At 71.9% G+C, this 23,484-nt stretch carries 18 protein-coding genes; 14 read left to right on the top strand and 4 right to left on the bottom strand.

What is annotated here, in order from left to right:
- Window positions 1–5 precede the first annotated feature (5 nt).
- The 13 genes from bamA (at window position 6) to ACE3Q2_RS00495 (ending at window position 15,439) form a co-directional block, all read left to right on the top strand.
- The gene (gene bamA / locus ACE3Q2_RS00555) at window positions 6–2,507 is read left to right on the top strand and encodes an outer membrane protein assembly factor BamA (protein WP_231698611.1); all 2,502 of its coding nucleotides are present in this window, start codon (window positions 6–8) and stop codon (window positions 2,505–2,507) included.
- A gap of 10 nt (window positions 2,508–2,517) precedes the next feature.
- Window positions 2,518–3,540: a UDP-3-O-(3-hydroxymyristoyl)glucosamine N-acyltransferase gene (gene lpxD, locus ACE3Q2_RS00550; RefSeq protein ID WP_374471983.1), complete on the top strand. Its 1,023-nt coding sequence runs from the start codon at window positions 2,518–2,520 to the stop codon at window positions 3,538–3,540.
- Window positions 3,541–3,557: 17 nt separating this feature from the next.
- Window positions 3,558–4,022, top strand: coding sequence for a 3-hydroxyacyl-ACP dehydratase FabZ (gene fabZ, locus ACE3Q2_RS00545; protein ID WP_231698609.1), 465 nt, complete (start codon window positions 3,558–3,560; stop codon window positions 4,020–4,022).
- A gap of 1 nt (window position 4,023) precedes the next feature.
- Complete coding sequence (lpxA, locus tag ACE3Q2_RS00540) at window positions 4,024–4,788, top strand: acyl-ACP--UDP-N-acetylglucosamine O-acyltransferase (RefSeq protein WP_231698608.1); 765 nt, start codon at window positions 4,024–4,026, stop codon at window positions 4,786–4,788.
- Complete coding sequence (gene lpxB / locus ACE3Q2_RS00535) at window positions 4,751–5,962, top strand: lipid-A-disaccharide synthase (RefSeq protein WP_374472039.1); 1,212 nt, start codon at window positions 4,751–4,753, stop codon at window positions 5,960–5,962. Before lpxA ends, lpxB begins: the two co-directional genes overlap by 38 nt.
- Window positions 5,959–6,546 carry a ribonuclease HII gene (rnhB, locus tag ACE3Q2_RS00530; protein WP_374471980.1) on the top strand — a complete coding sequence of 196 codons (588 nt, stop codon included), beginning with the start codon at window positions 5,959–5,961 and terminating at the stop codon, window positions 6,544–6,546. Before lpxB ends, rnhB begins: the two co-directional genes overlap by 4 nt.
- A gap of 130 nt (window positions 6,547–6,676) precedes the next feature.
- Entirely contained in the window at window positions 6,677–7,306 is a 630-nt protein-coding gene (locus ACE3Q2_RS00525) for a hypothetical protein (protein ID WP_231698605.1), read from the top strand.
- 147 nt (window positions 7,307–7,453) lie between these two features.
- The gene (locus ACE3Q2_RS00520; protein ID WP_374471978.1) at window positions 7,454–8,080 is read left to right on the top strand and encodes a hypothetical protein; all 627 of its coding nucleotides are present in this window, start codon (window positions 7,454–7,456) and stop codon (window positions 8,078–8,080) included.
- Window positions 8,081–8,185: 105 nt separating this feature from the next.
- Entirely contained in the window at window positions 8,186–11,701 is a 3,516-nt protein-coding gene (gene dnaE / locus ACE3Q2_RS00515; RefSeq protein ID WP_374471976.1) for a DNA polymerase III subunit alpha, read from the top strand.
- 182 nt (window positions 11,702–11,883) lie between these two features.
- Window positions 11,884–12,843 carry an acetyl-CoA carboxylase carboxyltransferase subunit alpha gene (locus ACE3Q2_RS00510; RefSeq protein ID WP_231698371.1) on the top strand — a complete coding sequence of 320 codons (960 nt, stop codon included), beginning with the start codon at window positions 11,884–11,886 and terminating at the stop codon, window positions 12,841–12,843.
- A gap of 49 nt (window positions 12,844–12,892) precedes the next feature.
- The gene (gene tilS, locus ACE3Q2_RS00505) at window positions 12,893–14,173 is read left to right on the top strand and encodes a tRNA lysidine(34) synthetase TilS (protein WP_374471973.1); all 1,281 of its coding nucleotides are present in this window, start codon (window positions 12,893–12,895) and stop codon (window positions 14,171–14,173) included.
- Between the two features lie 140 nt (window positions 14,174–14,313).
- Window positions 14,314–14,568: an exodeoxyribonuclease VII small subunit gene (locus tag ACE3Q2_RS00500; RefSeq protein ID WP_231698373.1), complete on the top strand. Its 255-nt coding sequence runs from the start codon at window positions 14,314–14,316 to the stop codon at window positions 14,566–14,568.
- Complete coding sequence (locus ACE3Q2_RS00495) at window positions 14,558–15,439, top strand: polyprenyl synthetase family protein (RefSeq protein ID WP_231698374.1); 882 nt, start codon at window positions 14,558–14,560, stop codon at window positions 15,437–15,439. The genes ACE3Q2_RS00500 and ACE3Q2_RS00495 overlap by 11 nt, the downstream gene beginning before the upstream one ends.
- 78 nt (window positions 15,440–15,517) lie before the next feature.
- Here ACE3Q2_RS00495 and ACE3Q2_RS00490 read toward each other — a convergent pair whose 3' ends face one another.
- Together ACE3Q2_RS00490 and pmbA are read right to left on the bottom strand one after the other, a co-directional pair.
- The gene (locus ACE3Q2_RS00490; RefSeq protein ID WP_374472037.1) at window positions 15,518–15,862 is read right to left on the bottom strand and encodes a DUF4870 domain-containing protein; all 345 of its coding nucleotides are present in this window, start codon (window positions 15,860–15,862) and stop codon (window positions 15,518–15,520) included.
- Between the two features lie 168 nt (window positions 15,863–16,030).
- On the bottom strand, window positions 16,031–17,389 hold the full coding sequence (gene pmbA, locus ACE3Q2_RS00485; RefSeq protein WP_231698376.1) for a metalloprotease PmbA: 1,359 nt from the start codon (window positions 17,387–17,389) through the stop codon (window positions 16,031–16,033).
- Window positions 17,390–17,424: 35 nt separating this feature from the next.
- On the opposite strand from pmbA, the gene yjgA reads away from it, so the two are divergent.
- A complete protein-coding gene (yjgA, locus tag ACE3Q2_RS00480; RefSeq protein WP_231698377.1) occupies window positions 17,425–17,964 on the top strand; it encodes a ribosome biogenesis factor YjgA in 540 nt (179 codons plus the stop codon).
- A gap of 131 nt (window positions 17,965–18,095) precedes the next feature.
- Here the strand turns inward: yjgA and tldD are convergent, their stop codons facing one another.
- Both tldD and ACE3Q2_RS00470 read right to left on the bottom strand, forming a co-directional pair.
- Window positions 18,096–19,538, bottom strand: a complete 1,443-nt coding sequence (gene tldD / locus ACE3Q2_RS00475; protein ID WP_374471970.1) for a metalloprotease TldD — start codon at window positions 19,536–19,538, stop codon at window positions 18,096–18,098.
- A gap of 59 nt (window positions 19,539–19,597) precedes the next feature.
- Window positions 19,598–23,479: a YhdP family protein gene (locus ACE3Q2_RS00470; protein ID WP_374471968.1), complete on the bottom strand. Its 3,882-nt coding sequence runs from the start codon at window positions 23,477–23,479 to the stop codon at window positions 19,598–19,600.
- Window positions 23,480–23,484: the final 5 nt, after the last annotated feature.

The following is a 23,484-nucleotide window of genomic DNA, read 5'->3' as shown; positions in this document are numbered from 1 at the left end:
TGATGATGACGCGACCCACTGTCCGCCGCTGCCTCCTGAGCATCGCGCTCGCCGCCGCCCTCGCCGGCCCCGCCCACGCCCAGAACTTCGAGGCATTCCAGGTCGCCGACATCCGCGTCGAGGGCCTGCAGCGCATCTCGGCCGGCACGGTCTTCACCTACCTCCCGGTGGAGCGCGGCGACCTGCTCGACCGCAGCCGCTCCAGCGAGGCCATCCGCGCCCTGTTCCGCACCGGCTTCTTCAGCGACGTGCGGCTCGAGCGCCAGGGCGACATCCTGGTGGTGGTGGTGGCCGAGCGCCCCGCCATCAACACCATCACCCTGACCGGCAACAAGGACATCAAGTCCGAGGACCTGCTGGGCGGCCTGCGCAGCATCGGCCTGGCCGAGGGCGAGACCTTCAACCCGCTCAACCTCGACCGCGTCACCCAGGAACTGATCCGCCAGTACAACAACCGCGGCAAGTACAACGTCTCGATCCAGCCGACGATCTCGAACCTCGACCGCAACCGCGTCGACGTCAACATCATCATCGCCGAGGGCAAGGCCGCCCGCATCCGCGACATCAACATCGTCGGCAACGAGACCTACGTCGAGGAAGACCTGCGCGCCGGCTGGGAGTCGAACACCAGCAACTGGCTGTCCTGGTACCGCCGCGACGACCAGTACTCGCGCGAGAAGCTCTCGGGCGACCTCGAGAAGCTCAACAACTACTACCTCGACCGCGGCTACGTCGACTTCAACGTCGAATCCACCCAGGTCGCGATCAGCCCGAACAAGCGCGACATCTTCGTCACCGCCAACATCGCCGAAGGCGAGGTCTACACCATCGGCGAGGTGAAGGTCAGCGGCGACACCATCCTGCCGGTCGAGGAACTCGAGAAGCTGCTGATGGTGGCCGAGGGCGGCACGTTCTCGCGCGCCCGAATCGAGCTCACCACCGACGCCATGATCGCGGTGCTGGGCAACATCGGCTACGCCTTCGCCCAGGTGAACCCGATCCCGGAGATCGACCGCGAGAAGCGCGTGGTCGGCCTGAACTTCTTCGTCGAGCCGGGCCCGCGCGTGCAGGTCCGCCGCATCGTGTTCAAGGGCAACACCGGCACCGCCGACGAGGTGCTGCGCCGCGAGATGCGCCAGTTCGAGGGCGCCTGGTTCTCGCAGGCCGCGGTGGACCGCTCCAAGGTCCGCCTGCAGCGCCTGGGCTTCTTCGAGGAGGTCGACATCGAGACCCCGGAAGTGGCCGGCGCGCCCGACCAGGTGGACGTGGTCGTCAACGTCAAGGAGCGCAACTCGGGCCAGTTCACCTTCGGCCTGGGCTACCAGCAGACCTACGGCCTGATCACCAGCCTGCAGCTGGTGCAGAACAACTTCCTGGGCACCGGCAACCGCGTCTCGGTGGCGGTGCAGAACAACTCCTATTCCAAGCAGTACTCGCTGGGCTTCACCGACCCGTACTTCACCGACAGCGGCGTGAGCGTGGGCTACAACCTCAGCCACAGCGACTACAGCTACTCGCGCCAGGACGCCAACCTCGCCCAGTACAACAACGCCGTGTCCGCGGCCGAGGTGCTGGTCGGCCTGCCGATCACGGAAACCGACTCGATCCAGTTCTCGCTGGGCATCGACCGCAACCAGATCACCACCCAGGACGGCTTCACGCCGGAGCCGCTGATCCAGTACCTGGTCAGCACCCTGGGCGACCGCCGCCGCTTCCCCGAGTTCCACGTCGACGACGACAACAAGCCCGAGACGCCGTCGGACAACGACGACAGCGACCCGACCACCACCGACCCGCTGCAGTTCGGCGGCTCGCGCCAGTGGAACATCAACGCCTGGCGCCTGCAGACCGGCTGGGTGCGCGACTCGCGCAACGACTACCTGCTGCCGACCCGCGGCACCTACCACCGCATCAGCGGCGAGTTCGTGCTGCCGGGCAGCGACCTCGAGTACTACAAGCTGGGCTACAACTTCGAGCACTACATGCCGCTCACCCGGTGGATGGTGATGAAGATCGGCGCCGAGCTCGGCTACGGCGACAGCTACGGCGACACCGGCGGCAACACCTGCCCGTCGTTCGACACCGAAGGCGACATCATCACCACCAGCACCCAGTGCGGCCTGCCGTTCTTCCGCAACTACTACGCAGGCGGCCCGAACTCGATCCGCGGCTTCGAGGTGAACACGGTGGGCCCGACCTACCAGTTCACCGCGGATGGCTACCGCCAGCCGATCGGCGGTTCGCTCAAGACCGCCGGCACCGTGGAGTTCTATTTCCCGACCCTGTTCGACGGCAAGGGCACGCGCCTGTCCGCGTTCGTGGACTACGGCAACGTGTACAACGGCTTCGACGACTGGGAAGCCAAGACCCTGCGCATCTCCACCGGCGTGGCGCTGCAGTGGCAGTCGCCGATGGGCCCGATCCAGATCAGCTATGCCCTGCCGATCCAGCGCGAGCGCTCCGACCAGATCGAACGCCTGCAGTTCACCTTCGGCGGCAGCTTCTAAGGCCACCGCGATGTCGGCGCAGGCCCCGGCACCGACCCTGGCCGAACTGGCGGAACGCTTCGGCCTGGAACTGCGCGGCGACGGCGCCACCCGCATCCGCGGCGTGGCGACCCTGGCCGGGGCCGGCGAGGGCCAGCTGTCCTTCCTTGCCAACCCCCGCTACCGCCGCGACCTCGCCACCACCGCCGCCTCGGCGGTGGTGCTGGCCGCCGGCGACGCCGGCGACTGCCCGGTACCCTGCCTGGTCGCGCGCGCGCCCTACGTGGCCTTCGCGAAGATCGCCGCGCTGTTCGAATCCGTGGCGGCACCGGCGCCGGGCATCCACCCGTCGGCCGTCGTGGCCGCCGATGCCGTGGTGCACCCCAGCGCCGAAGTCGGCCCGCTGGCCGTCATCGGCGCGCGCTGCCAGGTGGGTGCCGGCGCCGTCATCGGCCCGGGCTGCATCCTGGGCGAGGACAACGTGGTCGGCCCTGGCTGCCAGCTGCTGGCGCGCGTCACGCTGGTGACGCGGGTGCGGCTTGGCGCCCGCGTGCGCATCCACCCCGGCGCCGTGCTCGGCGCCGAGGGCTTCGGCCTGGCCATGGACGCCGGCCGCTGGATCAAGGTGCCGCAGCTGGGCGGCGTGGTGGTCGGCGACGACTGCGAGATCGGCGCCAACACCACCATCGACCGCGGCGCGCTCGAGGACACCGTGCTCGAGGAAGACGTCCGCCTCGACAACCAGATCCAGGTCGGCCACAACGTGCGCATCGGCGCCCACACCGCCATGGCCGGCTGCGTGGCCGTGGCCGGCTCGGCCCGGATCGGCCGCTACTGCCTCATCGGCGGCGGCGCCGGCATCACCGGCCACCTGGAGATCTGCGACAAGGTCACCATCACCGCCATGAGCCTGGTGACGGCCTCGATCACCGAGCCGGGCGAGTACTCCTCGGGCATGGCCGTGCAGGACAGCCGCAGCTGGCGTCGCAACGCGGCCCGTTTCCGGCAATTGGACCAGCTGGCGCGTAGAATGGGCGCCCTGCCCAAGGATTGAGTCGAAGGAACCCCAGGATGAGCGAAGACGCCATCAAGATGCCCGTGGATGTCGCCTGCATCCTGCACCTGCTGCCCCACCGCTACCCGTTCCTGCTGGTCGACCGCGTGGTCGAGCTCGAACCGCACCAGCGCATCCGCGCGCTCAAGAACGTCACCTTCAACGAGCCGTTTTTCCAGGGCCACTTCCCCGGCCGCCCGGTGATGCCCGGCGTGCTGGTGATCGAGGCCATGGCCCAGGCCGGCGGCCTGCTCACCCAGCTTTCCCAGCCCAAGGGCAACGGCACCGAAGCCAAGCTGTTCTACCTGGTGAAGGTGGACAACGCCCGCTTCAACCGGATGGTGGTGCCGGGCGACCAGCTCGACATCGAGGTGGTGCTCAAGCGCACCATCCGCAACATGGCGCTGTACGTGTGCGTGGCGCGCGTGGACGGCAAGGACGTCGCCAGCGCCGAGATCCTCTGCGCCGAGGGGAAGGAGTGACATGGTCCACCCGAGCGCCCTGATCGACCCCGGCGCCCGGATCGGCGCCAACGTCAGCATCGGCCCCTACGCCATCATCGGCGCCGACGTCGAGATCGGCGACGGCTGCCGCATCGGCCCGCACGCGGTCATCACCGGCCCCACGCGCATCGGCCGCAACAACACCATCCATTCGCACGCCACGCTCGGCAACGACCCGCAGGACAAGAAGTTCGCGGGCGAGCGCACCGAGCTGGTGATCGGCGACGGCAACACCATCTTCGAGTTCACCACCCTCAGCCGCGGCACCGGCGACGGCGGCGGCGTCACCCGCATCGGCAACGACAACTGGATCATGGCCTACGTGCACGTCGCCCACGACTGCATCATCGGCGACCACTGCATCCTGGCCAACAACGCCACCCTCGCCGGCCACGCCGTGCTGGGCGACTGGGTGATCCTGGGCGGCTTCGCCGGCATCCACCAGTTCTGCAAGATCGGCTCGCATGCCTTCGTGGGCATGGGCAGCCTGGTCAACGCCGACGTGCCGCCCTTCGTGATGGTGGCCGACAAGTACGCGGCGCCGCGCGGCATCAACGCCGAGGGCCTCAAGCGCCGCGGCTTCGACGCCGAGCGCATCGCCGCCATCAAGCGCGCCTACCGGGCGCTGTACATGTCCGGCAAGCCGCTGGCCGAAGTGCGCGAACAGCTGGCCAACGGCGAGTCGCAGGACGTGCGGCTGATGCTCGATTTCATCGAGCGCAGCGAGCGCGGCCTGCTGCGCTGAGCCCGCCGTGGCCCCCGGCACGCCGCGCCGGCTACGCTTCGCCCTGGTGGCGGGCGAAGCCTCGGGCGACCTGCTCGGCGAGGGCCTGGTCCGGCAGCTGAAGGAACGCTTCCCCGACGCCGAGTTCGCCGGCATCGGCGGCCCGCGCATGCGCGAGGCCGGCTTCGAGACCTGGCACGACTACGGCGAACTGGCGGTGATGGGCCTGGCCGAAGTGCTGCGCCACCTGCCGCGCCTGCTGCGCCTGCGCAGCGGCCTCGCGCGCCGCCTGCTGGCCTGGAAGCCCGACGTCTTCATCGGCATCGACGCCCCCGACTTCAACCTCGGCCTGGAGCGCCGCCTCAAGCGCGCCGGCATCCGCACCGTGCACTACGTCAGCCCCTCGGTCTGGGCCTGGCGCGAGGGCCGGGCGGCGAAGATCGGCTGCAGCGCCGACCGCGTGCTCTGCCTGTTCCCGATGGAGCCGCCGATCTACCAGCGCCACGGGGTGGACGCGCGCTTCGTCGGCCACCCGCTGGCCGACGCCTTCGACGCCGTGCCCGACCGGCGCGCCGCGCGCGAGCGGCTCGGCCTGCCGCAGGACGCGCCCGTGCTGGCCGTGCTGCCCGGCAGCCGCCTGGGCGAAATCCAGCGCCTGTGGCCGGTGTTCATCGACGCCGCGCGCCTGGTCACCGTGCAGCAGCCCGGCCTGGTGGTGGCCGTGCCGGCCGCCAACCACGCCTGCCGCGAGGCCATCGAGCAGGGCCTGGCGAAGTCGCAGCTGGCCAACATCGCGCTCTACGACGGCCAGGCGCACGACGTGATGGTGGCCGCCGACGTGGTGCTGCTCGCCTCCGGCACCGCCGCGCTCGAAGCCATGCTGGCCAAGCGGCCGATGGTGGTGGGCTACCGCATTTCCGCGCTCACCTACCGCCTGGTCATGCTGCTTGGCCTGATGAAGGTCAACCGCTACAGCCTGCCGAACGTGCTGGCCAACGAGCCCATCGTGCCGGAGCTGATGCAGCACGACTGCACGCCGGAGAACCTCGCCGACGCCGTGATGGGCTGGTTCCGCGACCACGAGGCGCGCGCCGCGCTGCTGCCGCGCTTCGAGCACATCCACGCCAAGCTGCGCGGCGACGCCTCGGTGGCCGCCGCGGAAGCCGTGGCCGGCCTGCTGCCGCCGGCGCCGTGAACGCGCCGCGCATCGCCGGCGTGGACGAGGCCGGGCGCGGCCCGCTGGCCGGGCCCGTCGCGGTGGCGGCGGTCATCCTGCACCCGGACCGGCCCATCGCCGGCCTCGGCGACTCCAAGGCGCTTTCGGAAGCCCGGCGCGACGCGCTCGAGCCCCTGATCATCGAACACGCCTTGGCCTGGCACGTGGAATGGGTGCCGCCGGAAGAGATCGACCGCCTGAACATCCTGCAGGCTACGCTGGCCGGCATGTCGCGCGCATTGCGCGCGCTCCGGCCCGCCGCAGAACACGCGCTGGTGGACGGCAACCGCCTGCCGCGGGACCTGCCCTGCCCCGCGCAGGCGCTGGTGAAGGGTGACGCGCGCGAGCCGGCCATCATGGCCGCCTCCATCCTCGCCAAGGTGGCGCGCGACCGCCTGATGCGCGAGCTCGACGCACAATTCCCCGGCTACGGCTTCGCCCTGCACAAGGGCTACCCGACGCCGGAACACCTCGAGGCGCTGCGCCGCCTCGGCCCCTGCGCCCAGCACCGCCGCAGCTTCGCGCCGGTGCGCGCCTGCCTGGAACCCACGCTGCTCGACTGAACGAGGCGGCACTGGACAGCCCCTTTTCGCGGGCGTAAACCAAGCCTGCATCCCGGTGGATGCGGCTGCCCGCGGCGAACGCCGACCGGCCGCGGCCACGCTCCCACCCAGGCCGGCAGCGAGCACTGCCATGCGCCATGACGCCCCCCTCCCGGCAGGCACCGCCCTGCCCCTCCCGCGCACGCCCCGCCACGAAGCCCACCCCGGCGACAGCCCGGTGCCGCTGGCACCGGCGGCCATCGCCGATTTCAACGACCTGCTGCACGAACTGCACCCCGACGCACCGCACGTGGACGAGTACGCGCTCGCCAGCGTCGCGCGCTGGCTGGTGGCGCTGCCGCCGGCGCAGGGCGACGCGCTGCTGCAGGCGCGCCTGGGCCGCCTGAAGGAACTCTCCGAACTCGCCGCCGACCGCGACTGGGCGGTCGAACCCGCCCTGGCCAAACGCATCGCCCGCCTGCTCGACTACGTGACGCGCGAACGCGACCTGATTCCCGACGACACGCCGCGCCTGGGCCAGCTCGACGACGCCCTGCTGGTGGAACTAGCCTGGCCGATGGTGGCGGAGGAGCTCGAGGACTACCGCGACTTCTGCCGCTTCCGCGAGGAATCCGGCGCCGGTTTCGGCGGCCACCCCACGCGCGACGACTGGCTGCGCGCGCGGCTGGAGGAAGGCGCGCTGTGGGAGCAGCTGCACCGCGTGCGGCACCAGCGCTACGTCGACTACGGTCCGCTCGAGGGCGGCCTGCGCGTGGTGTGAAAACTGTCGCGACGCTGAATTAGCCCGAAGGTCACGACGACTTCCGGAACGCGCCGCGGACGCTGCAACGCTCCACCATGGCGGTGCATCTGACGAGGCATGCGGCGCGGGAATGGTTCCCGGCGCCGCCTGCCGAAGAGACCCGCCATGAATGCCCAGCTCCGCCACGACGACCTCGCGCTCCCGCTGCCGCCGCCCTCGAACGACGCCCGCCGCCGCCAGCTCGGCGACCTCACGCTCGAGGACGCGGCCGTGGCCCGGTTCAACGCGCTGCTGGCCGAGCTGGCGCCCAATGCGCCGCGCGTGAGCGCCGACCAGCTGGTCACGCTCGCGCGCTGGCTGCAGGCGCAGCCGCCGGGCCAGGCGGTGGCCATCCTGTCCGAGCGCCTCGCGCGCGCCGAGCAACTGCGCCGCATGCTCAACGACGGCGACTGGGACGTGGACGCCGACATGCGCGAACGCGCCCGCATGCTCACCAGCTACCTGCAGCAGGTGGACGACCTGATCCCGGACGACCAGCCCCTGGTCGGCCACCTCGACGACGCGCTGCTGGTCGAGCTGGCCTGGCCGGCTTTCCGCGACGAGACGCTCGACTACCACGACTTCTGCCGCTTCCGCAGCGCCGAGCGCCCGCGCGGCACCGCCGCCGAGCGGCGCCTGGCCTGGGAAACCGCCTGCCTGGCCGAAGCCGCCCTGCTGCTGCAGCGCCGCGACGTGCGCGCGCGCCGCTACGCCGGCGGCCAGCCGCTGCCGGCGCTGTTCCGCGTGTCCTGACGATCTCTCCAACGGGCGGGGCGGCGGGGCTTGGCAACAGGGACTGTCAAGCCTTGTCCGCCCCCACCCTCGGGGTAAACTGCCGGTTGACCCTTGGTCCCCGGCATGACGCCCCGATTCGTCCACCTCCACCTTCACAGCGAGTATTCGCTCACCGATTCCAGCATCCGCATCCCGGAACTGGTGTCGCGCTGCGCCGCGCTCGGGCTGCCGGCGGTGGCGGTCACCGACGTCAGCAACCTGTTCGCGCTGGTGAAGTTCTACAAGGCCGCCGAGGGCGCCGGCCTCAAGCCCCTGGCCGGCGCCGACCTGTGGGTCACCGACGGCGGCGCACCCGCACGGCTCACCCTGCTCTGCCAGGACCGCCGCGGCTACCTGGCGCTGTCGCGCCTGATCAGCCGTGCCTTCCTCGAAGGCCACGCCGGCGACTACGTCGCCATCGAACCCGACTGGCTGTACGCCGACTGCGAGGGCCTGATCGCCCTGGCCGGGCGCGAAAGCCCCGTCGGCCGTGCCGTGGCCACCGGCCGCGACGAGGCCGCGCGCCAGGTCCTGGACGAACTGGCACGCGCCTTCCCGAACCGGCTCTACCTCGAGCTCACCCGCACCGGCCGCGACGGCGAAGAAGCCTTCAACGCCGCCGCCGTGGCCCTGGCCGGCGCGCGCGGGCTGCCACTGGTGGCCAGCAACGACGTGCGCTTCCTCTCGCGCGACGACTTCGAGGCGCACGAGGCGCGCGTGTGCATCGCCACCGGCCGCGTGCTCGACGACCCCAAGCGCCCGCGCGAGTTCACGCCCGAGCAGTACCTGAAGTCGCCGGAGGAAATGGCCGAGCTGTTCGCCGACCTGCCCGAGGCGCTGGAAAACACCGTCGAACTGGCCAAGCGCTGCAACCTCGAGCTCAGCCTGGGCAAGTACTACCTGCCCGACTTCCCGGTGCCGGAAGGCCACACGCTCGACACCTGGATCCGCGAGGAAGCCCACCGCGGGCTGGCCGCGCGCCTGGCGAAGATAGAGCTGGCCCCGGGCCGCAGCGCCTCCGACTATGCCGCGCGGCTCGACATCGAGCTCGACGTGATCGTGAAGATGGGCTTCCCCGGCTACTTCCTGATCGTGGCCGACTTCATCAACTGGTCCAAGCGCAACGACATCCCGGTCGGGCCGGGCCGCGGCTCGGGCGCCGGCTCGCTGGTGGCCTACGCGCTGGGCATCACCGACCTCGATCCGATCCGCTACGACCTGCTGTTCGAGCGCTTCCTGAACCCGGAACGCGTGTCGATGCCCGACTTCGACATCGACTTCTGCATGGACCGGCGCGACGAGGTGATCGACTACGTCGGCCAGAAGTACGGCCGCGACAAGGTCAGCCAGATCATCACCTACGGCACCATGGCCGCGAAGGCCGCGGTGCGCGACTGCGGCCGCGTGCTGGGCCACCCCTACGGCTTCGTCGACGGCGTGGCCAAGCTGATCCCGAACACGCTGGGCATCACCCTCGACGACGCCCTGGGCCTGAGCGAGGCCGCGCGCAAGAACAGCGAACTGGCCTCGGCCGAACTGATCTCGCGCTACCAGACCGAAGACGACGTCCGCGACCTGATCGACCTGGCCCGCAGCCTGGAAGACCTGACCCGCAACGCCGGCAAGCACGCCGGCGGCGTGGTCATCGCGCCAACGCCGCTCACCGACTTCAGCCCGCTGTTCGCCGAACACGTGGCCAAGGGCGAATCGAGCCGCTCGGTGGTCACCCAGTTCGACAAGGACGACGTGGAAGCCGTCGGCCTGGTGAAGTTCGACTTCCTCGGCCTGCGCACGCTCACCATCATCGACTGGGCGCTCAAGGCCATCAATGCCCGCCGCCAGCGCGCCGGCATCGAGCCGGTGGACATCCTGGCGCTGCCGCTGGACGACCCGGACACCTACGCCCTGCTGTCGAAGGGCCAGACCACCGCGGTGTTCCAGTTCGAATCACGCGGCATGAAGGAGTACATCCGCAAGCTGCAGCCCTCGACCTTCGAGGACCTGATCGCGCTCGCGGCGCTGTACCGCCCCGGCCCGCTGGGCGCGGGCATGGTGGACGACTTCATCGACCGCCGCCACGGCCGCGCCGAGGTGAGCTACCCGCACCCGCTGCTCGAGCCCATCCTCAAGCCCACCTACGGCGTCATCGTTTACCAGGAACAGGTGATGCAGATCGCCCAGGTCCTGGCCGGCTATTCGCTGGGCGGCGCCGACCTGCTGCGCCGCGCCATGGGCAAGAAGAAGCCCGAGGAGATGGCCAAGGAGCGCGTGAAGTTCGAGGCCGGCGCGGCCGAACGCAGCATCGAGGCCGCCAACGCCAGCGCCATCTTCGACCTGATGGAGAAGTTCGCGGACTACGGCTTCAACAAGTCGCACTCCGCCGCCTACGCGCTGGTGGCCTACCAGACCGCGTGGCTGAAGGCGCACTACCCGGCCGAGTTCATGGCCGCGACGATGTCCTCGGACATGGACAACACCGACAAGGTGGTGACCTTCCTGGACGAGGCGCGCGAGATCGGCCTGGCCGTGCTGCCGCCCGACGTGAACTCCTCGGCCTACATGTTCGAGGCGCTCGACGCGAAGACGGTGCGCTATGGCCTGGGCGCGGTGAAGGGCGTGGGCCGCGGCGCCTGCGAGTCCATCGTCGAGGCGCGCCGCGCCGGCGGCGAGTTCCGCGACCTGCTCGACTTCTGCCAGCGGGTCGATTCCACCAAGCTCAACCGCCGCGTGCTCGAGGCGCTGGTGCACGCCGGCGCGCTCGACGCGCTGGGCCCGAACCGGCCCTCGCTGCTGCTGCAGCTGCCCGAAGTCATCAAGGCCACCGAACAGCTGGCGCGCGAACGCGCCGCCGGCCAGGTGTCGCTGTTCGGCGGCCCCGCCGACGCGCCCGCCATCCACATCGACCTGCCCGTGGTGCCCGACTGGCCGCTGGAAACCAAGCTGCTGGGCGAGCGCGAAACCCTGGGCCACTACCTCAGCGGCCACCCGCTCGACCCCTGGCGCGCCGAATTGCAGGGCCTGGTGGGCGTGTCGCTGGCCGACCTCGACCACCTCTGGAGCAGCAAGAAGGACCGCCGCGGCGAAGCGGCCGTGGTGCTGGCCGGCATCGTCACCGCCGTGCGCCGGCGCGGCGACACCATGGCCTTCGTGCGCATCGAGGACGGCCGCGGCCAGCTCGAGGTGGCCTTCTTCCGCGAAGCCTTCGCCGAGTCCGGCCACCTGCTCTCGCGCGACCGCATCCTGCTGGTGGAAGGCAACCTGGCCGAGGACCAGTTCAGCGGCGGCTTCGTGCTGCGCGCGCGCCAGTGCTGGGACTTCCGCGCCCTGTGCTCGCAGCACGCGCGCCGGCTGGCCATGACGGTCGACCTGCGAGCCCACGGCGCCTGGGAGCGCCTGCAGTCCACCCTGGCCGCCTACCGCCCCGGCGCCACCCCGATGCGCCTGGACCTGCTCACGCCCGGCAAGGCCCGCGGCACCGTGGACGTGAACGGCCCGCTGGGCGTGCGCACCGACCCGGAGCTGATCAGCCAGCTGCGCGCCCTGCCCGGCGTCAGCCAGGTGAGCCTGGCCCTGCACCGCCCCTGGCAGCAGGGCGGCTAGTGCCCCCTGTTGTAGGAGCGGCTTCAGCCGCGAAGCTCCTCGCGAAAGGCTTCGCGGCTCAAGCCGCTCCTACAGGAACCCAGCCCGTGGTGACCAACCGGCAACCCGGCTAGAATCCCGGCCTTGAGTATTTGCTCCAGACCGCCGGCCGCAGGCTGGCCCGGTCCCACCCGAGTCCCCGAATGAACCCGAACTTCCTCGATTTCGAACAGCCCATCGCCGAACTGGACGCCAAGATCCAGGAACTGCGCAAGGCCAGCACCGGCCCCGCGGTCAACATCGAGACCGAGGTCAACGGCCTGCAGGAGAAGCTGCGCGCCCGCACCGCCGAGATCTTCAAGGCGCTCACGCCCTGGCAGATCTCCCAGCTGGCGCGCCACCCGCAGCGGCCGTACACCAACGACTACATCGGCCTGATGTTCGACGAGTTCCACGAGCTGGCCGGCGACCGCGCCTTCGCCGACGACGCCGCCATCGTCGGCGGCCTGGCCCGCATGGACGGCCGCCCGGTGATGGTCATCGGCCACCAGAAGGGCCGCGACACCAAGGCCAAGATCCGCCGCAACTTCGGCATGCCGCGCCCCGAGGGCTACCGCAAGGCGCTGCGCCTGATGAAGATGGCCGAGCGCTTCAAGCTGCCCCTGCTCACCTTCATCGACACCCCGGGCGCCTACCCCGGCGTCGGCGCCGAGGAGCGCGGCCAGTCCGAGGCCATCGCGCGCAACCTGCTGGAAATGGCCGAGCTCAGGATCCCGGTCATCTGCACCGTCATCGGCGAAGGCGGTTCCGGCGGCGCGCTGGCCATCGGCGTCGGCGACCGCACGCTGATGCTCGAATACAGCACCTACTCGGTCATTTCGCCGGAAGGCTGCGCGTCCATCCTGTGGAAGTCGGCCGACAAGGCCCGTGACGCCGCCGAGGCCCTGGGGCTCACCGCCAGGCGCCTGTTCGAACACGGCCTGGTGGACGTGGTGGTGCCCGAACCGCTGGGCGGCGCGCACCGCGACCCGGCCGCCATGGCCGCCACGCTCAAGCAGCAGATCCAGCTGGAACTGGCCGCGCTCGACCCGCTCGACCACGCCAGCCTGCTCGAGCAGCGCTACCAGCGCCTGCGCCGCTACGGCGCCTACGAGGCGGCCTGAGGCCCCGGCCGCCCTGCGGCCGCCCGCCACCGCCGCCCGGGACGACGCCATGGCCCTGACCCTGCCGCCGCTTCCCGTCGAAGGCCCCGTGCTGGTGGCCTACAGCGGCGGCCTTGATTCCACCGTGCTGCTGCACGCGCTCGCCGCCGACCCGGCGATGCGCGCGCGCGGCCTGCGCGCCCTGCACGTGGACCATGGCCTGCACCCGCAGTCGGCGGCGTGGCTGGAAAGCTGCCGCGCCACCTGCACGGCGCTGGGCCTGGCCTTCGAATCGCGCCGGGTGCAGGTGGTCGATGCCGGCGACGGCCTGGAAGCCGCCGCCCGCCACGCCCGCCACGCCGCCTTCGCGCAGGTGCAGCAACCAGGCGAGGTGGTCGCGCTCGCCCACCACCGCGACGACCAGGCCGAAACCGTGCTGCTGCGCCTGCTGCGCGGCGCCGGCGACGGCCTGGCTGCCATGCGCCCGCTGCGCGCCTTCGGCCAGGGCTGGCTGTGGCGCCCGCTGCTGGCGGTTCCGCGCGCCGAGCTGGCGGACTACGCCCGCCGCCACGCCCTGCACTGGCTGGAAGACCCGTCCAACGCCAGCGACCGCCACGACCGCAACTTCCTGCGCCACCACGTGCTGCCACGGCTGCAGGAACGCTGGCCCCAGGCGGGTGCCGCGCTGGCCCGCAGCGCGGCGCTGCTGGCCACCCAGGCCGACCTGCTGGCCGGCGAGGACACGCGCCGGCTGGCGCAGGTGCAGGGCCTGGACGCGGCCACGCTGTCGGTGCCGGCCCTGCTTGCCGAGCCGCCGGCCTGGCGCGCCCGCCTGCTGCGCGCCTGGCTGGCCGGCCTGGGGCTGCCGCCGCTGCCCGCCGACGCCACCGAAACCATAGACACCGAACTGCTGCCGGCGCGCCCGGACGCCAGCGCCCGCTTCGCCTGGTCGGGCGCCGTCATCCACCGCTGGCGCGACCTGCTGCACGCCGGCCCCGAACGCGCGCCGCTGCCCGCCGACTGGTCGGCCGACTGGACCGGCGAGGCGCCGCTGCCGCTGCCCACCGGCGACACGCTCGCGCTCGACCCGCCCCGCCGCTTCGACGCCCCGCTGCGCGTGCACACCCGCCAGGGAGGCGAACGCCTGGTGCTGCCCGGCCGCGCGCACCACACCGAGCTCAAGCACGCCCTGCAGGAGCTCGGCGTCCCGCCCTGGGAGCGCGCCCGCCTGCCCCTGCTCTCCGCCCCCGACGGCACCCTCCTCGCCGCCGCCGACCTGGTGCTGTCCGCCCCACTCACCGCCTGGCTCGCCCGCCACGAAGCCCGCCTCCGATGGAGCGCACGTAACTAACGCGGATCAGATCCGATTGAAGCGGATGAAGGCAGATCCCCTTTTCAGCGAATCCGCTCTTATCCGCACCAATCCGCTTTTATCCGCGTTCAAACCCGCGCCCGTTGACCGGGCCGCCGGATAGCCGCCACACTTCGCGCATGGCTGCCAAGACCCCCGCCCCGCCGTCGCCCGTCGCCCAGTTCGAGTCCTCGCTGGACGAGCTCGAGCAGCTGGTGCAGAAGATGGAGAAGGGCGAGATGTCGCTCGACGACTCGCTGGCCGCCTACGAGCGTGGCGTGAACCTCTACCGCCAGTGCCAGGGCGCGCTGGAGCAGGCCGAGCTGCGCGTTCGCCTGCTCAGCGACCCGGCCGACCCCGAGACCGCCCAGCCCTTCCAGCCCGATGCCGGCTGAGCCGCGCCTGGCGCGCTGGCTGCAGAGCGTCGAGGCCCGCCTGGAATCCGAACTGCCCCGCGGCGACGAGTCGCCCGAACGCCTGCACCTGGCCATGCGCCACGCCGTGCTCGGCGGCGGCAAGCGCCTGCGGCCGATGCTGGTGTACGCCGCCGGCTGCGCCACCGGCGCCGACGAAACCCTGCTCGACGCCCCCGCCGCCGCCGTGGAGCTTGTGCACGCCTACTCGCTGGTGCACGACGACCTGCCGGCCATGGACGACGACGACCTGCGCCGCGGCCGCCCCACCGTGCACGTGGCCTTCGACGAAGCCACCGCCATCCTGGCCGGCGACGCGCTGCAGGCCCTGGCCTTCACCGCGCTGGCGAACGAAACCCGCGCCGGCGCCGGACTGCGCGTGGCCTGGCTGGCCGCGCTGGCCGACGCGGCCGGCGCCCGCGGCATGTGCGGCGGCCAGGCGCTCGACATGGACGGCACCGGCGCCACGCTGGCGCTGCCCGAGCTCGAGCGCCTGCACGCGCTCAAGACCGGCGCCCTGATCCGCGCCGCCGTGCGCCTGGGCGCGCTGGCCGGCCACGCCGACGCCGGCACGCTGGCGCGCCTGGACGAATTCGCCGCCGCGCTGGGCCTGGCCTTCCAGATCCGCGACGACATCCTCGACATCGAAGCCAGCAGCGAACAGCTGGGCAAGACCGCCGGCAAGGACCAGGCCCAGGCCAAGTCCACCTACCCTGCGCTGCTGGGCCGCGACGGCGCCGCCGACGCGCTGGCCGCGCAGGTGCGGCGCATGGACGCCGCCCTGGCCGGCCTGCCCGGCGACCTGGCGCCGCTGCGCGCACTGGCGACGATGGCGGTCGAGCGCCAGCACTGACCCCCCGCGCCGGCGAACGCCGCGCAAACAAAAAGGGCGGCCCGCGGGCCGCCCTTCCTGTTTCCGCCGGAGCGGGAATTACTTGATCAGGCGGATCGTCATCGGATAGCGGTACGAGATGCCGTCCTTGGCCTTGATCGAGGCCATGATGATCAGCACCAGCGCGCCAATGCCGATGATCACCATCAGCGGCACCGCCACCACCAGGCCGATGCCCAGGGTGACGATGGAGAAGATCGTCAACGCGACCATCGCGATGGCGATGGTGATGTTGAAGTTCAGCGCCTCCTTGCCCTGCTCATTGACGAAGGGCATGGTGTCCTTCTTCATCAGCCAGATGACCAGCGGGCCCAGGAAGCAGCCCCAGCCACCGACGGCGCCGGTCAGCAGGCCGCCCAGCAGGGCGGAGAGGTGGGCGAACATGGCCCACTGGCGCTCGTCCTCGGACGGCGAGCCGGAGGGCGCCGGCGGCGGCGCTGCGTTTTCCATCGGATCCGACATCATTCTTCCCCTTGCGTGGTGTTAGGCCCGCCAGCGGCGGGCTCGCCGGCCACTGTCACGCCTCGTGAAGAAGCTGTCAAGGCTCCGGGGTCATGCCTCGCCGGCGACCGTCATGCGGCCCACCAGCACCGAGCCGATGCCCACGTGCGAGCGCCGGTCGACGTCGGCGCCGACCGCTTCGATGGCCTGGAACATCTCCGGCAGGCGGCCGGCGATGGTGAGTTCGTCCACGGCATGCACGATGCGCCCGCCTTCCACCCAGAAGCCCGCGGCGCCGCGGGAATAGTCACCGGTCACGGTGTTCGCGCCCTGCCCCATCAGCTCGGTCACCAGCAGGCCGGTGCCCATGCCGCGCACCAGTTCGTCGAGGTCGCGCGCGTTCGCCGACACTTCCAGGTTGTGCACGCCGCCGGCGTTGCCGGTGCTTTCCAGGCCCAGCTTGCGCGCCGAATAGCTGCCCAGCAGGTACCGCACCAGCACGCCGTCGCGCACCAGGTCGGAATCGACCGTGGCCACGCCCTCGTGGTCGAAGGCGGAGGAGCGCAGGCCGCGCATCACGTGCGGCCGCTCGGCGATCGAGAACCAGGGCGGCAGGATGCGCTTGCCGGCGTGGTCGAGCAGGAAGCTGGCGCGGCGGTAGAGCGCGCCGCCCGAGACCGCATTGAGCAGGTGGCCCACCAGGCTGCGCGCCATCTCGGGCGCGAACAGCACCGGGTACTCGCCGGTGCGGATCGGCTGCGGGTCGAGCCGGGCCACGGTGCGCTCTGCGGCCTTGCGGCCCACCTGCGCCGGTGACTCGAGGTCGTCGGGCGAAAGCGCGCTGGTGTACCAGTAGTCGCGCTGCATGCCGTCGCCGCGGCCGGCGATGAGCGAGAGGCTGAGCGAATGGTTGGTGCCGCGCTCGGCGCCCAGGAAGCCGTGGCTGTTGGCGTACACCGACACGCTGTCGCCGGTGTAGGCCGAAGCGCCGTCGGAATTGGCGATGCGCGGGTCGGCGGCGCGGCCGGCGGCCTCGGCTTCCAGCGCCAGCGCGATGGCGGCGTCGGCGTCGAGCGACCACGGGTGCCAGCCGTCGAATTCGCGCAGGTCGGTGGCCATGCGGTGGGCATCGGCCAGGCCGTTGCAGGGGTCGGGCTCGGTGTAGCGGGCGATGGCGCAGGCCTGCTCCACCGTGGCCTCGAGGCTCCCGGGCTGCAGGTCGGCGGTGCTGGCGTTGCCCTTGCGCTGGCCGAAGTAGACGGTCACGGCGACGCCGCGGTCGGAGGTGCGCTCCACCGTCTCGACCTCGCCCATGCGCACGTTCACCGACAGGCCGCGGTCGTCGTTCATCAGCACGTCGGCCTGGCTGGCACCGCGGGCGGCGGCCAGGCGCAGGACCTCGCGGGCGGCGGCCGAAAGGCGCTCCATCCGGGCCCGGGAGTCGTCGGAAGCTGCTTCAATGGGGTTCATGGGCGTATCCTTGCGCTCCGGACGGATGGTTTGCGATGCACGAAGAAGAAGATTTCAACGAAGAAGACGGCGATTTCGGCCCGAGCCGCAGCGAGCAACGCCGCGAGGCGCTGGCGGTGCTCGAGCTGGCCCTGCGCCTGGTCGAGCTGAGCGAGGCGCAGATCGCCCAGGTGCCCATGGACGAGGACCTGCGCGACCTGGTGCTGGCCTCGCGCAAGATCACCGCGCAGATCGCCCGCAAGCGGCAGGTGCAGTACCTGGCCAAGCACATGCGGCGCGAGGAACCCGAGGCGCTCGAAGCGATCCGCGCCGCGCTCGACCACGACAAGGCCGACCACCGGCGCGAGGCGCAGGCCCTGCACCAGGTCGAATACTGGCGCGACCGGCTCATCGCCGACGGCGACGACGCGCTGTCCGAACTGCTTGCGCAGTACCCGGACGCCGACCGCCAGCACCTGCGCCAGCTGGCGCGCAACGCCCAGCAGGAGCGACTGAAGAACAAACCCCCGCACGCCTTCCGCGAACTCTTCCGGGAACTCCGCGACCTGCTCTCGCATCCGTCGGAAAGCGAGTGACTGGGTTTGAACACGGATCAAATCTGATTGAAGCGGATAAACACGGATAGGGCGAAGTCCGATAGTTGATCTCGCTCTATTCGCTTCTATCCGCATCGATCCGCTGTTGTCCGCGTTCAAATACGGAGCCCTCACGCCCGCGTGCCGCCGATGGTCATGGCGTCGATCCTGAGGGTGGGCTGGCCGACGCCCACGGGCACGGACTGGCCGTCCTTGCCGCAGACGCCCACGCCTTCGTCCAGCGCCAGGTCGCGGCCGACCATGGAGACGCGGGTCATGGTTTCCGGGCCGTTGCCGATCAGCGTGGCGCCCTTCACCGGCCGTGTGATCTTCCCGTCCTCGATCAGGTAGGCCTCCGAGGCCGAGAACACGAACTTGCCGCTGGTGATGTCCACCTGGCCGCCGCCGAAGTTCGGCGCGTACAGGCCCTTCTTCACCGAGGCGATGATTTCGCCCGGGTCGTAGTTGCCGGCCAGCATGTAGGTGTTGGTCATGCGCGGCATGGTCAGCTGCGCGAAGCTCTCGCGGCGGCCGTTACCGGTGGGCGCCATGCCCATCAGGCGGGCGTTGAGCGTGTCCTGCAGGTAGCCGCGCAGGATGCCGTCCTCGATCAGCGTGGTGCACTGCGTCGGCGTGCCCTCGTCGTCGACATTGAGCGAACCGCGGCGGCCGGCCAGGGTGCCGTCGTCGACGATGGTGACGCCCGGCGCCGCCACGCGCTCGCCGATGCGGCCGGCGTACACCGAGGTGCCCTTGCGGTTGAAGTCGCCTTCCAGGCCGTGGCCCACGGCTTCATGCAGCAGCACGCCGGGCCAGCCCGGGCCGAGCACCACCGGCAGCGTGCCGGCCGGGGCGTCCACCGCCTCCAGGTTCACCAGCGCCTGGCGCAGCGCTTCGCGCGCCACCGCCTGCGGGCGGCCGCCGGAGAACAGCTCCTCGTAGGAATAACGACCGCCAGCGCCCGCGTAACCCTGCTCGCGCCGGCCGCCCTGCTCCACTATCACCTGCACGTTGAAGCGCACCAGCGGCCGCACGTCGGAGGCCAGCACGCCGTCGCTGCGGGCGACGAGCACGGTGTCCACGCCGCCGGAGAGGCTGACGATCACCTGCTTCACGCGCGGGTCGGCTTCGCGCAGCCACTGGTCCACCGCGCGCAGGGCGGCGATCTTGTCGTCGGTGCCCAAGCCTTCGACCGGGTCGAGCGGCGCGTACAGTTCGCGGCCCGGCACCACGATGCGCTGGCCGGCGCGGTGCGACTGGCCGTCGCGGCTGATGGCGCGCGCGGCGGCGGCCGATTCCAGCAACGCCTCGGCGCGGATGTCGTCGGAATAGGCAAAGCCGGTCTTCTCGCCGCTGACCGCGCGCACGCCCACGCCCTGCTCGATGGCGTGCGAGCCGTCCTTGACGATGCCGTCCTCGACCATCCAGCTCTCGCGCCGGCTGTGCTGGAAATACAGGTCGCCGAAGTCCACGCCCGGGCCCATCAGGCGGCCGAAGGCCTGGTCCAGCACCTCCAGGCCAAGGCCGGCGGGGGCGAGCAGGCGCGACTGCGCCAGGGTCAGGGTCTGGGTCATCCGGGGGTGCCGACGTGGGAAAGGGATAGCTTGTCAGATGCGGCCCGAAGCCGCCCGCTTCAAGGCTGGCGCGGGGGAGCGGCCGCCGGCGGCGGACCGCGCTCGACCACCTCGACCTCGGGCTCGGCCCAGGGCCCCGTCACGCGGTAAACGGTGCGCGCGGCCTGCTTGAGCGGCTGCTGCAGCACCGCCTGCGCCACCGCGCCCACCGCCGCGCCCACCGGGCCGCCGGCGATGGCGCCGATGGCGGGCAGCACGCCGCCGGCCTTGGGCAATACTTCGATGCGCTGGTCGTAACGCTGGCGGCGCAGGTCGGTGGAGCCGCTGACGCGGATCTCCGCGGCCGGGCCATTGATCTGCAGCAGGTCGGTGCTGGCCTGGCCGTTGGCGAACACGAATTCGCCGCCCATGGTGTTGAAGCCGAAGCCCTTGGCGAAGAAATCCTTGAAGTCGAGCGTGAGCCGGCGCGGGATCTCGGCCAGCGAAATCAGGCCCAGCACGCGTCCGCCGCCGCCCGGCTCCACTTCCAGCAGCGCGCCCTCGCCCACGTCCACCTTGAAGCGGCCGTTGAAGCGCGCCAGGGAAAAGTCGCCCGGTGAACCGGCCCAGTAGCCGTCCAGGCGGCCCGTGGTGGGCCCGCCCTCGACCATGCCCGCCAGGCCGAAGGCGCCGAGCAGGTCGCCCAGCGCGCCGGCCTTGAAGTCCACCTCGAACTGCGAGCGCGAACGCCCGGCCGGGGTGCGCAGCCAGTCGCCGGCGGCGGTGAGCTGGAAACCCGGCGCGCGCGTGGCGAAACGCTCGACGCGCAGGCCCTCGGCGGCCGGGCTTGCCTTGAGCTCGGCCTTGCCCAGCGCCAGCGCGCCCAGGCGCAGGTCGTCCACGGTGAAGTCGAGCGGCGGCAGCTTGCGCGGGTCCTGGCCCTCTTCCGGCGGCGTTTCCGGCGCGGGCGGCGGCAGTTCCGCCAGCGCTTCGCCGGCCGTGGCCAGCGCGTCGTCGCCGGCGGCGGCTTCGGCCGGCGCCGGCGCTTCGCGCTCGGGCCAGTGCAGGCGTGCGAAGCGGCCCACCACGCCCTGCGCCAATTCCGAGGGCACCAGGATTTCGCCCGCCACCGCCGGGCCGGCCAGGTCGATGCGGGTGCGCGACGGTTCGCGCAGCAGGCGCACGCGGGTGTCGGCGAAGGGCGAACCGAGCAGGTCGAGCGAATCCACCTGCAGGTCCACCTCGCGCAGGCCGCCGGTGCCTTCGCCGCCCGCGGCGAAACCCACCCAGCCGGCGGCGTCGAGCGTGGCGCTGCGGCCGCGCACCACCAGGCCGCGTTCGGGCAGGGCCAGGTTGCCGCCCTCGCCCATCCGGATCACGCCGGTCATGGCGCCGTCCTCGCCGGTGCGGCCACGCAGGCGCAGCAGCTCGCCCAGGCGCAGCTGCACTTCGCCGCCGGCCACCGGCAGCGGCGCGTCCAGGCGCAGCGGCAGGCCCACCTCGGCGGGCTTGGCCAGCGGCGCCGGCAGCGTGATGGCCACGCCGGCCAGGTCGCTTTCCACCCGCAGGCGCGACACGGGCGCGGGCTGGCCCGGCGCCGTCGCCGGCACGTCCACCTGGATGTCCCAGCGGCCGCGGCCCTGCAGGTAGGGGCGCAGCCAGGCCAGCGGCTCGTGCCGGGCCAGCAGCGCCTCGGCCGGGAACTCGCCGCGCAGGCTGGCGCGCGCCGCGAGCGCCGGGTCGTCGGTGTCGCTGCCGACGACCAGGTTGAACACCGCCGGCTGGCCTTCGAACATCACCTGCAGGTCTTCGGTGTAGAAGCCGCCGTCGCTGAAGCGCGTGGTGCCTTCGACTTCGGTGAACTCGATGTCCCAGCGCGGGTCGGCCAGGCGCGCGTCCGACAGCGCCAGCGTGCCCTCGATGCGGCGGCCGCCGAGGCGCGCGGCCAGCGGCAGGTCCAGTTGCACCTCCACCCGCGCATCGCCCGCCACGGAAGCTTCGCGCAGGTGCGTTTCGTACTTCTCGCGCAGCGGGCTGGCCAGCATCAGCGCCTGCAGCGGTTCGCCGCGGGTGGGCGAAACGATGTCCAGGCGCAGGCGCGGGTCCTTGAAGCTGGCGATGTCGCCGGCCACGCGCTCCACCGGGTTGCCGGCGATGGCGCCGGTGCCTTCCAGGGTCATGCCGGGGCCGTCGAAACCGACGTCGAGGTTCATCTCCTCGGCGTCGGGCCAGGCCGGGTTGAAGCGCACGCGCGCGCCGGCCACGCGGGTGCGGGCGTCGAAGCGGCCCTCGCCCTCGCGGAAGGGCCAGTCGTCGAGGTCGCCGGCGAAGGCCACGCGGCCGTCGAGCACCGCGCCTTCGAGCAACGCTTCGTCGAGCCACTTGATGGTGGCCGGCGGCATCTTGCCTTCGACCCAGAACTTGCGCGCCGCCAGCACCGTGGTCGGGTCCACCGACGCGGCCAGGTCGAGCCGCGGCTTGCTGCCGTCGCCCTGGAACTGCAGCTCGGCGCGCACGGTGGTGCCGAAATCCTCGCCGCGCAGGCGCAGCCGGCTGGCGCCAAAGTTCCATTGCCCGCCCTCGCGCCACCAGCCCAGCAGGCCGTCGAGCCGCAGGTCGAGCGGCTGGCGGAACCGCCCCGGCCACTGGAACGCCGCCGGCGACGGCTCGAGCTGCAGCACGCCGCCACGCTGGTCGAAGGCCGCGCTGCCGTCCAGGCCCTGCAGGCCCGGCCGGGTTTCGTAGGGCTGCCAGCCCACTTCGTGGAAGCGCAGCGAGCCCGACCAGTTTCCCTCGCGGCCGGCGACGCGCACGTCGCGCAGTTCGCCGTCGGGCGCGGCGCGGTGCAGCCACTGGCGCAGGCCGTCGGGCACGCGGTCGCTGAGGCTGGCGAACTGGCGCGCCGGCACCAGGTCCATGCGCGGCGCCTGCAGCGCGAAGCGCTCGCCGCCGGCCAGCCACAGGCCGTCGAAATAACGCGGCTCGGCGCGGCCCGGTTCGTGGAAATGCAGCTCCGGCGCATGCAGCTGCCAGCCGCGTTCGCCGGCCTGCCAGCGCGCCAGCAGGTTCACGCGCTCGAAGGCCACCGGCGGCGAGCTGGCTTCGCCCTCCGGCCCCGGCAGCCAGGGCCGGCGCGCGCCCAGCGCCAGCGGCGCGAATTCGGCGCGGGTGCGCACGTCCATGATGCGCTGGGCGTCGATGGTGGCCCACAGGTCCACCTGCGCCGAACCGGCCACCACCAGGCCCAGGTCGGCCAGCAGGCGCGACCACTGGCCCAGCTCCAGCCGCTTGCCGCCGGCCCAGAGCTTGCCGGACCAGTCGCCGCGGCGAAGGTCGGCCACCGCGTTCAGCGGCTGGCCGGCGGGGTCGGCCCAGGCGCGCACGCCGGCCAGCACGTGTTCGCCGCTGACGCGCAGGCGCAGGTCCACGCGCTCCAGGCCCAGCGGCGCCCGGAAGTTGGGCGAGCGCACTTCCAGCCGGGCGCGCTCCACCTGAAGTTCGCCCAGCGCCTCGAGCGTGTCGAGCGGGTCGACGCCGGGCTTGGGTTCGAACGGCAGGCCGGCCAGGCGCCAGCGGCGGTCCTCGCCCTGCTCGAGCACCAGCGACAGGTCGCGCACTTTCAGTTCCGTCAGCGGCTCGCCGGGCAGCAGGCCCGAATACACCGCCACCAGCAATTCGGCGCGGCCGATGTCGAGCCGCCGCTCGCCGGCGCCGACGCTCAGGCCCTCGAGCGTGAAGCGCGGGCCGCGCCGGGTCCATTCGCCGCGGGCGCCGTCGAAGGCCACCGGCTGGCCGATGCGCAGCGACAGCCAGCTGGCGATCTTCGCCGGGTTGCGTTCGACCAGCGGCAGCAGCTGGTTGAGCGCGCCCACCGCCGTGGCCAGCAGGATCAGCACCACGAGGAAGCCGTAGCCGAGCAGTCGGCGGGCGTGGCGGAACCGTCGGCGCAGGGCGGAGGTCATGCGTG

Source organism: Arenimonas sp., assembly GCF_041913985.1.
In the GTDB taxonomy this organism is placed as follows: Bacteria; Pseudomonadota; Gammaproteobacteria; order Xanthomonadales; family Xanthomonadaceae; genus Arenimonas.
The sequence above is the reverse complement of the archived record's forward strand: the minus strand, read 5'-3'. Positions and strand labels throughout refer to the sequence as shown.

Bases quoted from the DNA above. Each gene is read 5' to 3' on its own strand.
- ACE3Q2_RS00500 (WP_231698373.1), top strand. From the start codon at position 14,314: ATGGCTGCCAAGACCCCCGCCCCGCCGTCGCCCGTCGCCCAGTTCGAG.
- tldD (WP_374471970.1), bottom strand. From the start codon at position 19,538: ATGACCCAGACCCTGACCCTGGCGCAGTCGCGCCTGCTCGCCCCCGCC.
- lpxD (WP_374471983.1), top strand. From the start codon at position 2,518: ATGTCGGCGCAGGCCCCGGCACCGACCCTGGCCGAACTGGCGGAACGC.
- ACE3Q2_RS00470 (WP_374471968.1), bottom strand. From the start codon at position 23,479: ATGACCTCCGCCCTGCGCCGACGGTTCCGCCACGCCCGCCGACTGCTC.
- lpxA (WP_231698608.1), top strand. From the start codon at position 4,024: ATGGTCCACCCGAGCGCCCTGATCGACCCCGGCGCCCGGATCGGCGCC.
- ACE3Q2_RS00510 (WP_231698371.1), top strand. From the start codon at position 11,884: ATGAACCCGAACTTCCTCGATTTCGAACAGCCCATCGCCGAACTGGAC.
- tilS (WP_374471973.1), top strand. From the start codon at position 12,893: ATGGCCCTGACCCTGCCGCCGCTTCCCGTCGAAGGCCCCGTGCTGGTG.
- ACE3Q2_RS00495 (WP_231698374.1), top strand. From the start codon at position 14,558: ATGCCGGCTGAGCCGCGCCTGGCGCGCTGGCTGCAGAGCGTCGAGGCC.
- dnaE (WP_374471976.1), top strand. From the start codon at position 8,186: ATGACGCCCCGATTCGTCCACCTCCACCTTCACAGCGAGTATTCGCTC.
- bamA (WP_231698611.1), top strand. From the start codon at position 6: ATGACGCGACCCACTGTCCGCCGCTGCCTCCTGAGCATCGCGCTCGCC.
- fabZ (WP_231698609.1), top strand. From the start codon at position 3,558: ATGAGCGAAGACGCCATCAAGATGCCCGTGGATGTCGCCTGCATCCTG.
- ACE3Q2_RS00525 (WP_231698605.1), top strand. From the start codon at position 6,677: ATGCGCCATGACGCCCCCCTCCCGGCAGGCACCGCCCTGCCCCTCCCG.
- ACE3Q2_RS00490 (WP_374472037.1), bottom strand. From the start codon at position 15,862: ATGTTCGCCCACCTCTCCGCCCTGCTGGGCGGCCTGCTGACCGGCGCC.
- pmbA (WP_231698376.1), bottom strand. From the start codon at position 17,389: ATGAACCCCATTGAAGCAGCTTCCGACGACTCCCGGGCCCGGATGGAG.
- yjgA (WP_231698377.1), top strand. From the start codon at position 17,425: ATGCACGAAGAAGAAGATTTCAACGAAGAAGACGGCGATTTCGGCCCG.
- ACE3Q2_RS00520 (WP_374471978.1), top strand. From the start codon at position 7,454: ATGAATGCCCAGCTCCGCCACGACGACCTCGCGCTCCCGCTGCCGCCG.